This is a genomic window from Corallococcus sp. EGB (genome assembly GCF_019968905.1).
Lineage (GTDB): Bacteria > Myxococcota > Myxococcia > Myxococcales > Myxococcaceae > Corallococcus.
The window spans coordinates 2832420-2844737 of sequence record NZ_CP079946.1 but is presented as its reverse complement, the minus strand read 5'-3'; the positions used below and the strand labels follow the sequence as shown (position 1 = coordinate 2844737).

At 71.2% G+C, this 12318-nt stretch carries 11 protein-coding genes; 7 read left to right on the top strand and 4 right to left on the bottom strand.

Annotation, left to right across the window (positions count from 1 at the left end; translation table 11 throughout):
• Positions 1-76 precede the first annotated feature (76 nt).
• The gene (locus tag KYK13_RS12160; protein WP_043321207.1) at positions 77-394 is read left to right on the top strand and encodes a DUF4398 domain-containing protein; all 318 of its coding nucleotides are present in this window, start codon (positions 77-79) and stop codon (positions 392-394) included.
• A 17-nt stretch (positions 395-411) separates the two neighbouring features.
• Positions 412-1839, top strand: coding sequence for an OmpA family protein (locus KYK13_RS12155; RefSeq protein WP_223644236.1), 1428 nt, complete (start codon positions 412-414; stop codon positions 1837-1839).
• 206 nt (positions 1840-2045) lie between these two features.
• On the opposite strand, the gene truD is transcribed toward KYK13_RS12155, so the two are convergent.
• The 3 genes from truD to KYK13_RS12140 are packed head-to-tail and all read right to left on the bottom strand — an operon-like array spanning position 2046 to position 5354.
• Positions 2046-3068, bottom strand: a complete 1023-nt coding sequence (gene truD, locus KYK13_RS12150) for a tRNA pseudouridine(13) synthase TruD (protein WP_223644234.1) — start codon at positions 3066-3068, stop codon at positions 2046-2048.
• On the bottom strand, positions 3065-4384 hold the full coding sequence (locus tag KYK13_RS12145; RefSeq protein WP_223644232.1) for a DUF4388 domain-containing protein: 1320 nt from the start codon (positions 4382-4384) through the stop codon (positions 3065-3067). The genes truD and KYK13_RS12145 overlap by 4 nt, the downstream gene beginning before the upstream one ends.
• 7 nt (positions 4385-4391) lie before the next feature.
• On the bottom strand, positions 4392-5354 hold the full coding sequence (locus KYK13_RS12140; RefSeq protein WP_223644230.1) for a thioredoxin domain-containing protein: 963 nt from the start codon (positions 5352-5354) through the stop codon (positions 4392-4394).
• 145 nt (positions 5355-5499) lie between these two features.
• Between KYK13_RS12140 and KYK13_RS12135 the strand changes: the two genes are divergently transcribed.
• Both KYK13_RS12135 and KYK13_RS12130 read left to right on the top strand, forming a co-directional pair.
• Entirely contained in the window at positions 5500-6519 is a 1020-nt protein-coding gene (locus KYK13_RS12135; RefSeq protein WP_255654352.1) for an asparaginase, read from the top strand.
• 71 nt (positions 6520-6590) lie between these two features.
• Positions 6591-7502, top strand: coding sequence for a GGDEF domain-containing protein (locus tag KYK13_RS12130; protein ID WP_014395138.1), 912 nt, complete (start codon positions 6591-6593; stop codon positions 7500-7502).
• Between the two features lie 69 nt (positions 7503-7571).
• On the opposite strand, the gene KYK13_RS12125 is transcribed toward KYK13_RS12130, so the two are convergent.
• Entirely contained in the window at positions 7572-9164 is a 1593-nt protein-coding gene (locus KYK13_RS12125) for a HEAT repeat domain-containing protein (RefSeq protein ID WP_223644228.1), read from the bottom strand.
• A 136-nt stretch (positions 9165-9300) separates the two neighbouring features.
• Between KYK13_RS12125 and rpsU the strand changes: the two genes are divergently transcribed.
• From rpsU to dnaG, 3 genes are all read left to right on the top strand, one after another.
• Positions 9301-9495: a 30S ribosomal protein S21 gene (gene rpsU / locus KYK13_RS12120; protein WP_014395136.1), complete on the top strand. Its 195-nt coding sequence runs from the start codon at positions 9301-9303 to the stop codon at positions 9493-9495.
• A gap of 114 nt (positions 9496-9609) precedes the next feature.
• Entirely contained in the window at positions 9610-10068 is a 459-nt protein-coding gene (locus KYK13_RS12115) for a GatB/YqeY domain-containing protein (RefSeq protein WP_223644227.1), read from the top strand.
• A 339-nt stretch (positions 10069-10407) separates the two neighbouring features.
• Entirely contained in the window at positions 10408-12249 is a 1842-nt protein-coding gene (gene dnaG, locus KYK13_RS12110; protein ID WP_223644226.1) for a DNA primase, read from the top strand.
• The last annotated feature ends 69 nt before the right edge of the window (positions 12250-12318 follow it).

The window sequence follows — 12318 nt, the reverse complement described above, 5'->3', positions numbered from 1 at the left end:
CGATTCTTGACCCCCCCGGAGGCGATTGATACGACCGACGGCCAATCCCTCCGCTCTGTCGACCGAGGCCCCCGTGATGACGAAGCAGTCGCTCCTGTTGGCGTTCGCGGGCGTGCTGACCGCATGTGGCCCCGTGAAGTCCACGTCCAACATCCTCGACGCCGAGGTGCAGATCCAGGCCGCGCGCACCGCCGGGGCGGAGAAGGAAGCCCCCTACGAGTGGACGGCCGCCAACCTCTACCTGCAGAAGGCGCGGGAGGAGGTCGGCTACTCGGACTACCAGGCCGGCGTGGACTTCGCGGTGAAGGCCTCGCGCTTCGCCAACGAGGCGCGTGAGAAGGCCATGTCCGCGGCCAACAGCGGTGACTCCCAGGGCCGCCCCCAGAACCCGTGACGCCCGAGCGCTCTCCGATGAAGCGTCTGACCCAGTCCGCGCTTTTCACCCTGCTCTTCGCCTCCTTCGCCTGCGTCAGCGGCAACAAGATCCGCGCTGACACGGAGGTGCTCACCGCCGACGTGGAGCGCGCCCGCCGCGGCGGCGCCCTGCGCTGCGCGCCCGCGGAGCTGGCCACCGCGGAGGCCAACCTCGACTTCGCCCGCGGCGAGCTCAGCCAGGGCAACAGCACGCGCGCCGCCCAGCACGTGAGCGCCGCCGACGTCGCCATCAAGCGCGCCCTGGAGCTGTCCAGGAACTGCGGCCCGCGCCAGGTGCTGGTGCGCGACCGTCCGGAGGCGCCGCAGGCCCAGCCGGAGCAGCCGCGGCAGCCCGCCCAGCCCCAGCAGCAGGTGGTGGTCAGCATCGAGGAGACGGACAGCGACGGCGACGGCATCCTGGACAAGGACGACCCCTGCCCCGAGCAGGCCGAGGACGTGGACGGCTTCCAGGACCAGGACGGCTGCCCGGACCCCGACAACGACAACGACGGCGTGCTGGACGCGCAGGACAAGTGCCCGCTCATCCCCGGCGTGCCGGAGAACCACGGCTGCCCGCCGGAGGCCCCCAAGGACCGCGACGGCGACGGCGTGCTGGACAACGTGGACAAGTGCCCGGACCAGCCCGAGGACAAGGACGGCTTCCAGGACGACGATGGCTGCCCGGACCCGGACAACGACAACGACGGCATCCTGGACGGCACGGACAAGTGCCCCAACGAGCCCGGCCCGCTGCAGAACCTGGGCTGCCCCATCGTGGACAAGGACGGGGACGGCATCAACGACGACAAGGACAAGTGCCCGGACGAGCCGGAGGACAAGGACGGCTTCCAGGACGACGACGGCTGCCCGGACCTGGACAACGACAGCGACGGCGTGCCGGACGCGCAGGACAAGTGCCCGAATGAGTCCGGCCCGCAGGAGAACGGCGGCTGCCCGGATCCGGACCGCGACGGCGACGGCGTGGTGGACCGCCTGGACGCGTGCCCGGACGACCCGGGTGTGAAGGAGGAGCGCGGCTGCGCCAAGCAGTACAAGATGGTCATCGTCAAGAGGGACCGCATTGAGATCAAGAAGCAGATCCTCTTCGGCACCGGCTCCGCGAAGATCATCGGCAAGCAGAGCACCACCATCCTGGACGAGGTGGCGCAGGCGCTGAAGGACGCGCCGTGGATCCGCAAGATGCGCATCGAGGGCCACACCGACTCGATGGGCAACGACACGGCGAACCTGAAGCTGTCCCAGAAGCGCGCGGACGCGGTGATGGTGCAGCTGCTCAAGCGCGGCATCGACCCGGGCCGCATGGAGGCCGTGGGCTTCGGCGAGACCCGGCCCGTGGCGCCCAACACGACGAAGACGGGCCGCGCGCTCAACCGCCGCACGGAGTTCAACGTCGTCCGGCAGTGACGTGACGCCCCACCCCGCTCCGCTCAGAGCGGAGCGGGACCTGCGGTGACCCTCGCGCCTCCCCGGGCCTCACGCCCAGGGAGGCGCGGTCGTTTCCGGGCATGCAGGAGCGCCACGCCGCAGCCGCCCTCATGCGCTTTTCGCGGGGTCTCGTCGCTCGCGTGCGCACGGGCGCGGGGCACCCGCCCGGGCACACGCCGCGGGCTTCAGCCGTCCTTGAGCAGCTCGTGCAGCACTTCGGTGGCGTAGGCGCCGCGAGGCAGCTCGAAGGTGAGCCGCGCGTCCTCGCCATCCGCCGAGAGCTCCGCCGCGCCCAGCCGCACGCGGTACGGGCGGCGCGTGCCTTCCGTCTCGTCGCCGCCGCGCTGGAAGTCGCTCAGCGTGACGCCCGCTTCGGTCAGCAGCCGGGCCTCGGCCTCCGCCACCTCCCCCTTCGAAGCGGTCATCTTCGGGCCGAACATCGGGCCCGCCGGGCTCACCTCGAACGCGGCGACGCGCGGGCCGTCCACGTCCGGCGCCTCGCACACGAAGAGGCCGCCCGTCTCCTCCTTGCGCAGCACGTCGCCCAGGAGCGCCGTGGCGAAGGTGCCCGCGGTGAGCCGCGCGGCCAGCGCCTGGTTGAAGAGGCGCGACTGGAAGGCGGACAGGTACAGCTTGCGCTGGAAGCGGTCCGGCCGCTTCGGAAGCCGCTGCCCCAACAGCAGCATCCGGCCCAGGTCCGCGTTGTCGCCGGCCCGTCCGAACCGCTGCTCGCCAAAGTAGTTGGGCACGCCCTGCGCGCTCAGCAGGGCGAACGACTCGCGCGCCGCGCCCAGGTCCTTCACGCCGCGCAGCCGCAACGTGAAGCGGTTTCCCTTCAGGTGGCCGGTGCGCAGCTTGTTGCCGTGGCGCTTCGCCTCCAGCACGCGGACGCCGTCGAGCGCGAACTCCGGCAGGCGTCCTTCCGCGTTCGCGGGCACGGACAGCCACTGCCGCGTCACCGCCTGCCGGTCCTTCATCCCCGCGGAGCCGATGTCGTCCTCGCGCACGCCCAGCGCGGACGCCAGCGCGCGCACCACCTCGCGCGTGTCCCGGCCGCGCTTCTCCACCCAGAGGTACAGGTGCGTGCCCTCGCCGGAGGGCAGGTACGCGGGCAGCTCCTCCACCTCGAAGTCCTCGGGCGTGAGCTTGAACGCGCCGCCGCACCCGGGCACGCCCGCGGTCAGCCTCGGAAAGCCGGTGTCCGTCACGGCGCCTCGAGCGTGGCCAGGAGTTCCTTCACCCGGCGGGCCAGGTCCTCGTCCGCGCGCGACTCCAACAGCTCCCCCGCCTGGAAGAGCAGGAAGAACATCACGTCGCTCAGCGCCTGACGGAACGAGGCCAGCGGCTCGCTGCCCAGGTGGGCGCGGTGCTTGTCGAAGGCCTCCATCAAGCGCCCTTCCGGCAGGCTCCCGTCCGCCGCGAACGCCAGCCCCTCCAGCACCGGCGACGACGACAGCGCGTTGTTGGACAGCGCCGCGTTGGCCGCCGCGATGAACTCGCGGTCCATGCCGGAGCGGGCCACCTCGTCGCGGATCTCCCGGAAGATGAAGTTGAAGACGCGCGCCACCGGCCGGGCATCCACCGGGGGCGCCGCGCGCGCTGGCGGACGCACGCGCTGCGCGGGCGCCTTCTCCGGCGCCGCGGCCGAGGCGGGAGCCCCCACCGGCTTGTCCGTCAGCCCGGCGAAGCCGCCCTCGAGCAGGCGGAAGACGACCTTGGTGATGTCGAACTCGGACAGCCGCGCCGCGTGCCCCAGCTCCAGCACCGTGCGCCGCCCGTCCAGCATGGCCAGCACGCGGTCCTCGTCCTCCTCCAGCTTGCCGTCGGACGGACGCTTGCGCGCCACGTACAGGCGGCCGTGGGGGATGCGCTTGCGGAAGTGCGCCAGCTCGTCGATCTTCCGGATGCTGTCCATCAGCAGGCTCTGCGTGGACAGCTGGATGGAGTGCCCCGTCTTCTCGTCCAGCGGCTGGTCGATGAGGAAGAACGCCCCCTCGCGGCACAGCACGATGGCGTGGAAGATCTCACTCACCTGGTGCGTGACGCACTTGAAGAGGTCGTGCGCCTGCAGCACGCCCTTCTCCACCAGCGCCCGGCCCAGCTTCGACGCGGACTGCTCGCGCAGCACCGCCTCCACCTGCGCGCGATCCACGTAGCCCAGCCGCACCAGCACCTCGCCCAGCCGGTCCGCGGGCTCCTCGGAGGTGGCGCCGCGCACCTCGCCCTCGCGCAGCGTGAGCGAGCGCTCCCCGCCCGACGTGTGCACGCGAATGACGCCGCTCCAGCGCGACTGGCTGAGGAACGCGATGAGGTCCGACAGCGGGAAGCCCCCCGCGTCCCCCGCCAGCACGACGCGCGGCGTGGGGATGGAGCCCCCTTCCGGCGGCGTGCGGGAGAACACCAGCAGGTCGGGCCCGGTGGGCATCAGCGCGTACGTCCCCGAGCGTCCCGCGAGCGCGGGGATGCCGGTGCGGTCCTCGGGGACCAGCTGCGCGGCGCCATCGATGCGGAAGCGTTGGCTCATCGAAGGGTCAGTCGGCGGCCCACGCGTTGTTGTTCGCGCGCCACTCCACCTCGTCCTCCATGCTGTGCTCCAGCTGGGCTTCCTGGAAGCCCAGCTCGTAGGCACGTCCATTGAAGAACACGGACGGGGTGCTGTTGATGGCCGCCATGCGCCCCTGCGCGTGGAAGCCGTCAATCTCGTCCTTGTACTGATCCGTCTTCAACACCGCGGCCAGCTTGTCCCCGTTCAAACCCACCGACTTCGCCAGCGCGGGCAGCGCCTCCGGCTTGAGGTTCTCCTGCTGGCCGAAGAGGGCGTCGTGCATCTCCCAGAACTTGCCCTGGTCGCGCGCCCACAGCACCGCCTGCGCGGCGGGGACGGCGTTGGCGTGCATGGAGAGCGGGAACGGCAGGTAGCAGAAGCGCACCTCGCCGGGGTGCTTCTTCGCGAAGGCCTCCAGGATGGGCCGGGCCTTGCCGCAGTAGGGGCACTCGAAGTCGGAGAACTCCGCCACCGTCACGGGCGCGTTGGCGTTTCCCTGGCACATGCGCGGATCCACCTTGAGCTGCACGCGCGGCTCGCGGAAGGACGCATAGTACTTGGACAGCGCGACGATGACCTCGCTCGCGGGCCCGCCCTCGGCCACCAGCCGGGCAGACAGCTTCGCCATCCGCTTCGCGTGCTTGCAGGGCGTGTGCTGCTTGAGGCACGCGCCCAGCGAGTGGGGACAGCCGCAGTAGCAGAACTCGTCGCTGAACACCGTGGCCAGCTCGCGTTTGGCCGCGGGCGGCAGCGCGGAGAAGTCCATGCCCGGGATGCCCGTCAGCGCCTGCGCCGGATCCGCCGACGCCGCCTCCGTGGCGGGGCTCGCGGCCGGGATGGCGGCGGGGGCCGGGGCGGCGGCCGGCGCCGTCGTCGGGGCCTTGGCGGTGGCGGGAACTTCCGCGCTCTTGGTGCAGCCGGCGCCCATCAGGGTCGCCGCGGCCAGCACGGGAGCAACACGCTTCCATCGAGGGAGGAGCACGGCCCCGGGGTTTAGCCACGCGCGCCGGGCTTGTAAAGCAAGGCAGCCTTTGGCAGACGGCCCCTCGCCCATGCCCAGAGTCCTGATGCTTCACACGGGAGGCACGCTCGGAATGGCCGGTGGCCGGCCCTCCGCCCTGCGTCCCGCGGCCTTCTTCCAGACCCTCCGCAAGCGAGCCCCGGAGCTGTTCCAGCTGGCCGACATCGAGCTCGAGCTGTTCTCCAACCTGGACAGCTCGGAGATGCAGCCGGAGCTCTGGAGCCGGATGGCCGCCCACCTCCACCGCCGCCTGCCTGAATTCGACGGGGCGGTGGTGACCCACGGAACGGACACGCTCGCCTACACAGCCAGTGCGCTGTCGTTCATGTTGCGAAATCCGCCCTGCCCCGTGGTGCTGACGGGCTCGCAGCGGCCGTTGGGAGAGATCCGCTCGGACGCGAGGCTGAACCTCATCGACGCGGTGCTCTCCGCGCTCCAGGGGCCGCGCGAGGTGACCATCTGCTTCGACTCGCACCTGTACCGGGGCAACCGCACGCGCAAGGTGAAGGTGGCGGAGTACGACGCCTTCGAAAGCCCCAACTTCCCGGTGCTGGGCACGCTGGGCGTGGACGCCACCTTCGAGAAGGGCCTCCCGTCCCGGGGCCCCTTCCGGCTCCATGAGAAGCTGGATCCGCGCGTCTTCCTGCTGAAGGTGTACCCGGGGCTGGACCCCACCCTGCCGCTGCAGCTGCTGCCGCACGTGAAGGGGCTGGTGGTGGAGGCGTACGGGGCGGGCAACGTGCCCATCGCGCCGGAGCTGGGCCGCTCGCTCCTGCCGCTCTTCGTCCAGGCGCGGGAGCGGGGCGTCCCGGTGCTGGTGGTGAGCCAGGCCTACCGCAACGGGGTGGACCTCACGCTCTATGAGTCCGGGGCCAAGGTCCTGGCGGAGGGGGCCGTGGGGGGCGCGGACATGACCCCGTCGGCGGCGCTGGTGAAGCTGATGCAGGGGCTGGCGGAGCACCCCCGGGGTGGCGAGGCGCTCGCGCGCTTCCTCCGGACGCCCGTGGCCGGCGAGCTGTCCGTCGGGCGGCCGACAGTTCCTCCACCGGAGAAAAACAGGCGGCGACCGGCGCGGGTGGGGCGGGTCGTCTGACACCGGGTGCGTGAAAGGAGCGCGGGTGTGCTTGCCGCCGTGAAAAGGCGGCCCGTAAGATGGGAGGCGCGATGTCCGAGGAGAAAACTTCCGTCCATTCAATTTCGGACCTGCTGGGCAGCGCCCAGCAGCAGAGCGCCTATCTGATCGTCATCAGCGCCAAGTCCGCCGCCGGCATCGGGCGGATGTTCAAGCTGGACCGCTCGGAGGTGGTGCTGGGCCGCAGCTCGGAGGCCCAGTTCCAGGTCGAGGACGACGGCATCTCCCGCAAGCACGCGAAGGTGGTGGCCATTGGCGACGGCCGCTTCCAGCTCGTGGACCTGGGCAGCACCAACGGCACGTACCTCAACGGCCTGAAGGTGAGCGCGGCGCCGCTGTACGACGGCGACAAGATCCAGATCGGCTCCAACACGGTGCTGAAGTTCAGCATCCAGGACGCGCTGGAGGAGCAGTACCAGCGCAGCATCTACGAGTCCGCCACGCGCGACGGCCTCACCCGCGTCTACAACAAGAAGTACTTCATGGAGACGGTGCGCAAGGAGTTCGCGTACTGCCTGCGCCACCGCGTGCCGCTGTCGCTGGTGCTCTTCGACGTGGACCACTTCAAGCGCATCAACGACGTGTACGGCCACCCGGCCGGCGACTTCGTGCTGACGCGCATCGCGCAGCGGGTGGCGGACACGGTGCGCACCGAGGACCTGCTCGCGCGCTACGGCGGCGAGGAGTTCGCGCTGATGCTGCGCGAGTCCGCGGAGGACGCGGCCCTGGCGTGCGCGGAGCGCTGCCGCGTCGCGGTGGACCGCGCGGACTTCATCTTCAGCGGCACGCCCATCAAGGTGACCATCAGCCTGGGCGTGGCGACGCTGCTGGATTCGGACTTCTCCCAGCCGGAGGACCTCATCTCCGCCGCGGACAAGTACCTCTACCGGGCCAAGCACGCGGGCCGGAACCGCGTGGACGCCAAGGCCATCAGCGGCCCGTGAGCCCCCGCCGTGGGTCCTGGGGAGAAGCCCGCGCCCCAGGGGACTCCACGACCAGCGAACCGCCAGCGCTCAGCGGCCGAAGCCCAGCCGGCGCAGGCCCTCTTGCGACACGTGCTTCACATGCGTATCCGCGTCGTGCGCGGCCGCCTCGCTCAGCGCCGCCACCGCGTGCGGGCCGCCCAGCGTGGACAGCGTCCGAGCCACCGCGACGCGCACGTCCGCCACCGGGTCCCCGCGCAGGCACTCGGCCAGGACGCGCACGTGCGCGGCGCGGCCCACGAACTCCAGCGCCCGCGCCGCGGCCGCGCGCACCACCGGGTGCTCCGACGCCAGCAGGCCCGCGGCCTCGTCCCCTCGAGACGGCTGCCGGTAGGCGGCCAGCACCTCCAGCGCGGCCACCACCACCTCCGGCGCGCCGTCCTCCAGCGCCTGCTCCGCCAGCACCATCGCGTCGGCGCTCCGGGGCAGCGCTCCCAACGCCCGCACCGCGCCCGCGCGCACCGGCACCACGTTCGACGCGAGGAAGGGCGCCAGCCGCTTCGTGGGAGGCGGGCCCTCCGAACAGTCCCCCAGGAAGGCCACCGCCTCCCCCTGGACCTCCGGCGTGCGGGCATGGCGCCCCTCGGCCACGTCCCGCAGGAAGGCGAAGCACCCCTTCTCACGGGCCATGGCGCCCAGCCACGGCCGGGCGGACTCCGCGGACTCCGCGTCCTTCACGCCCTGGAGCGCGATGTCCCGCAGCGGCTTCCCGGCGGACTCCGCCAGCCCCCGCGCCGCCAGCTCGCGCACCCGACCGTCGGCATCCCCGAGCGCCCCCTCCAGCTCGCGCTTCGCCAGCGGGCCGTAGCGGCGCAGGGCCGCCACCGCCGTTCGCCGGCGCTGCGCATCGCCAGCCGACAGGTCCGGCCGCAGCGCATCCAGCTCCCGTGAGTACACGGCGAAGAGCCGGTTGATGGCCGCCTCGTCCGCGGGCTTCGCCTCATTGAGGAGCAGCCGGCCCACGGACGCACGCTGCCGCTCGGCGACGGCGGCGAGGAGCTCCGCCATCACCGCGTCGCCCGCCACGGGCCGGGACGCCACCGTATCCAGCACCACTCGCGTCGCGGACTGCCCCTGGAAGGTGGCCAGGTGCAGGAGCGCCGGAAGCCGCACGGACGGCTCCTGCGCATACATCTCCAGCGACAGCGCCTGGCGGACCGCGTCCCGCTTCGCCCACACCCGGGCGGCGGAGGCGGGGCCCCGGGCACCTGCCTCCCGCAGGAAGTCCGCCGTGGAGCGCCCGGCGTCCGCGGCGGCCCGGACGGCGGTGAGACAGGCCCCCAGGTCCGCGTCCGGCGGGGTGTCCATGATCCACTCCGCCAGGGCCCGCCGCTCCGTGAGCCCCCGGCTCCGGGCCCCCGCCCTCACCGCCGCCCAGCGCACCCGCCAGCTGGAATCCTGGAGCGCGGACGCCAGCGCCTGCTGGGCCTCCACCCCGCCCGTCCCCAGGGAGGCCACCCAGCTGTCCACCCGCCCCCCGGCGACGCACGCCCCGCAGGTGCGAGCGCGCAGGGAGGGGTCCTCGACATGGCGGCGGCACGAGGCCCAGCACTCGGAAGCGACCGTGCCGGCCCGGGACGGGCTGGCCGCCAGCAGGAGCACCAGGAGGAGGAGGCGATACACGCGCTGAAGATTCTAGCGCACAAAGGGGCCATCCTTTCCGTGCGGGTCTCCTTGCCTTTTGCGGCCCGCTGCGCCATACCCCCCGACCCTCTGAAGATTTCAGATTGCATCCAGCTAGGCGGAAGGAGGTGACTGCATGCCCGGTATTCGAGTGAAGGAAGGTGAGTCCATCGAAAGCGCCCTCAAGCGCTTCAAGAAGGCCACCGAGAAGGCCGGAATCCTCTCCGAGATCCGCAAGCGCGAGCACTACGAGAAGCCTTCCGTGAAGCGGAAGAAGAAGGCCCTCGCCGCCAAGAAGCGCGCTGTGAAGAAGGCCCGCAAGTCGTACTAAGCAGGCCCGCAGTGAGGAGCCGGGGCGCCTTCCGAAAGGCGTCAGGTGCCCTGGCTCCCGCCGTCCCATCCGCTGGCGCGGCGACCCTTTTCCCCGCCCGTGAGGAGTCCCGACATGACCACCCTGAAAGATCGCCTGACCGCCGACCTGAAGGAGGCGATGAAGGCCAAGGACGAGCTGACCCTGAGCGTGGTGCGCATGCTCAAGAGCGCCGTGAAGTACAAGGAGGTCGAGCCGGGCGCCAGCGAACTGGACGACGCGGGCATCCAGCAGGTCATCGCCACCCTCATCAAGCAGCGCCGCGACTCCGTCGAGCAGTTCAAGTCCGGCGGCCGCCCGGAGCTGGCGGAGAAGGAAGAGCAGGAGATCTCCGTCCTGCAGCGCTACCTGCCCAAGCAGCTCACCCCGGAAGAGCTCACCGCCGCCGTCCAGGCCTCCATCGCCGAGGTCGGCGCCAAGGGCCCCAAGGACATGGGCGCGGTCATGAAGAACGTGAACCCCAAGCTCCAGGGCAAGGCCGAAGGCAAGGCCATCTCCGAGGAAGTGAAGGCGCAGCTGGCCAGGCTGTCCTGAGGTCGCCGTGATTTCCAGGGAAGGGGCGCCGGGAACGTGTCCCAGGTGCCCTTCCCACCCCGGGCTCGAAGCGGATTTTTTGATCCCTCGCCCGCCGCCCATTAAGCGCTGATCCTCAAGGGCCCCCTCCGCCCGTCCCCCACCCCGGGAGGCGAGCGGGCAGCCCGGAGGAGTGCGCGCCGTGTCCCAGCCCCCGTCCGTTTCCGCGCCCCGCCCGCGTCCCCCGGCCCTACCCGCGTGGGAGGACGGTCCGGAGGGAGGCGGCCCGGGCTGCGTCAGACCGGGCTGTCAGGGTAGCGGGCGGAAGGCCGCGCTCATGCGGAAGGATGGAGGGGCGTCGTGATTCCGGAGCACAAGATCCAGGAGGTCCTCGACCGCGTGGACATCGTGTCGCTGGTGTCCCGGCACGTGGAGCTGAAGAAGGCCGGCCGTGAGTTCAAGGGCCGCTGCCCCTTCCACCAGGAGAAGACCCCGTCCTTCTACGTGGTGCCGGAGAAGCGCTTCTATTTCTGCCACGGCTGCCGGGCGAGCGGCGACGCCGTGTCCTTCATCCAGCGCTACCTGGGCAAGACGTTCCAGGACGCCGTGCGCGACCTGGCCCAGGAGGTGGGCATCGACCTGGAGGCCGCGCAGGACCCCGGCCTCAAGGAGCGCCAGCAGGTCAAGGAGGCCACGGACTTCGCCGCGGAGCACTTCCGCGCCCTGCTCTGGAACGAGGACGAAGGCCGCGCCGCGCGCGCCTACCTGGCCAGCCGGGGCGTCTCCGAGGAGGTGGCCCGGGGCTTCGGCCTGGGATGGGCGCCCGCGCAGTGGAGCCTGCTGGCGGACCGCTTCCAGAAGAACGGGATGCTGGAGTGGGGCCTGAAGGCGGGGCTCGTCACGAAGCGCAGCAGCGGGGATGGCTGCATCGACTTCTTCCGCAGCCGCCTGATGGTGCCCATCCGCGCGCCGGAGGGGCGGCCCATCGCCTTTGGCGGCCGGCTGGTCGCGGCGGAGGATGGCCCCAAGTACCTCAACTCCCGCGAGTCCCGGCTCTACAACAAGAGCGAGACGCTCTTCGGCATGGACCAGGCGCGCGACGACATCCACAAGCGCAAGACGGCCGTTCTGGTGGAGGGGTACTTCGACTGCATCGGCCTGCATCAGGTGGGCGTGCGCCACGCGGTGGCCCTGTGCTCCACCAACCTCACCGCCGGGCACCTCCAGGTGCTCAAGCGCGCGGAGGCCCGCGACCTGGTGCTGCTCCTGGACGGGGACTCCGCGGGCCTCGCCGCCGTGGAGCGCCTGGCCGGTCCCCTGCTCGCCGCGGGGGCCCCCACCCGGGTGGCGCTCCTGCCGCAGGGTGATGACCCGGACGTCTTCGCCCGCCGCGAGGGCCAGGACGGCGTGGAGCGCCTCCTGGAGAGCGCCCAGCCCCTCACCGCCTACCTCTTCGCCACCCTCCTCCCCACCGGCAAGCAGGCGAGCTTCGAGGAGAAGATGGCCGCGCTGGAACGACTCAAACCCGTCACTTCGCAGGTGCCCCCGGGTCTGACGCGTTCGGCGCTCATCAGCGCGCTGGCGGCGCACTTCGGCTGGATGCCGGCGCAGATCGAGTCGTCGCTCCAGTACAAGCCGCCCCCCACACCCAAGCCCGCCGCCACCGCGGCGTACCCCAACGCCGTCCCCGCCCAGGCCGTGCCTCGCCCGGTGCCCAAGCCCCAGGCGGAGCGCCCCCCGCCAGAGGCCGAAGCCCTCTATGTGGCCGCAATCCTTCGGGATTCCCGGCTGCTCGCCCGCGACACCTTCCGCGTGTGTGATGAGCTGTCCCACATGGGACTGCGGATGGTCCTGGCCCAGGCCACGTCCGGGCGGGGGCTGGAGGAGGCGCTCTTCGAGGCCTCGGAAGTCGTCAAGCGGACGCTCCTGGAGGCTGGCCGCCGGCTCTCTCCGGGGGGAATGGAACTGGAAACGGAGTTCATCCTCGCGTGCCGCGACATCATGAAGAAGCGCATTGACGAGCGGCTCGTTTATATAAAGCGAGCGACGGAACAGACGCAGGGGGCTTTTGATTTGACAGAGGAGACGCGGCTGCTCCTGTCCGAGCGCAAGGAGCTGCTGGCGCTCCGCAAGCGCGTCCTGGATGAGCTCTCCCCCGCTTCCTCGGCAACGGGAACAAAGGGACCAATGCAACCGGTTTGAGTTCGCGTTTGTAAGAAAGCTCGACTTTGCGGTAGATCGGCCGGCTCGCCCAGGCCAAAGCACCTGATT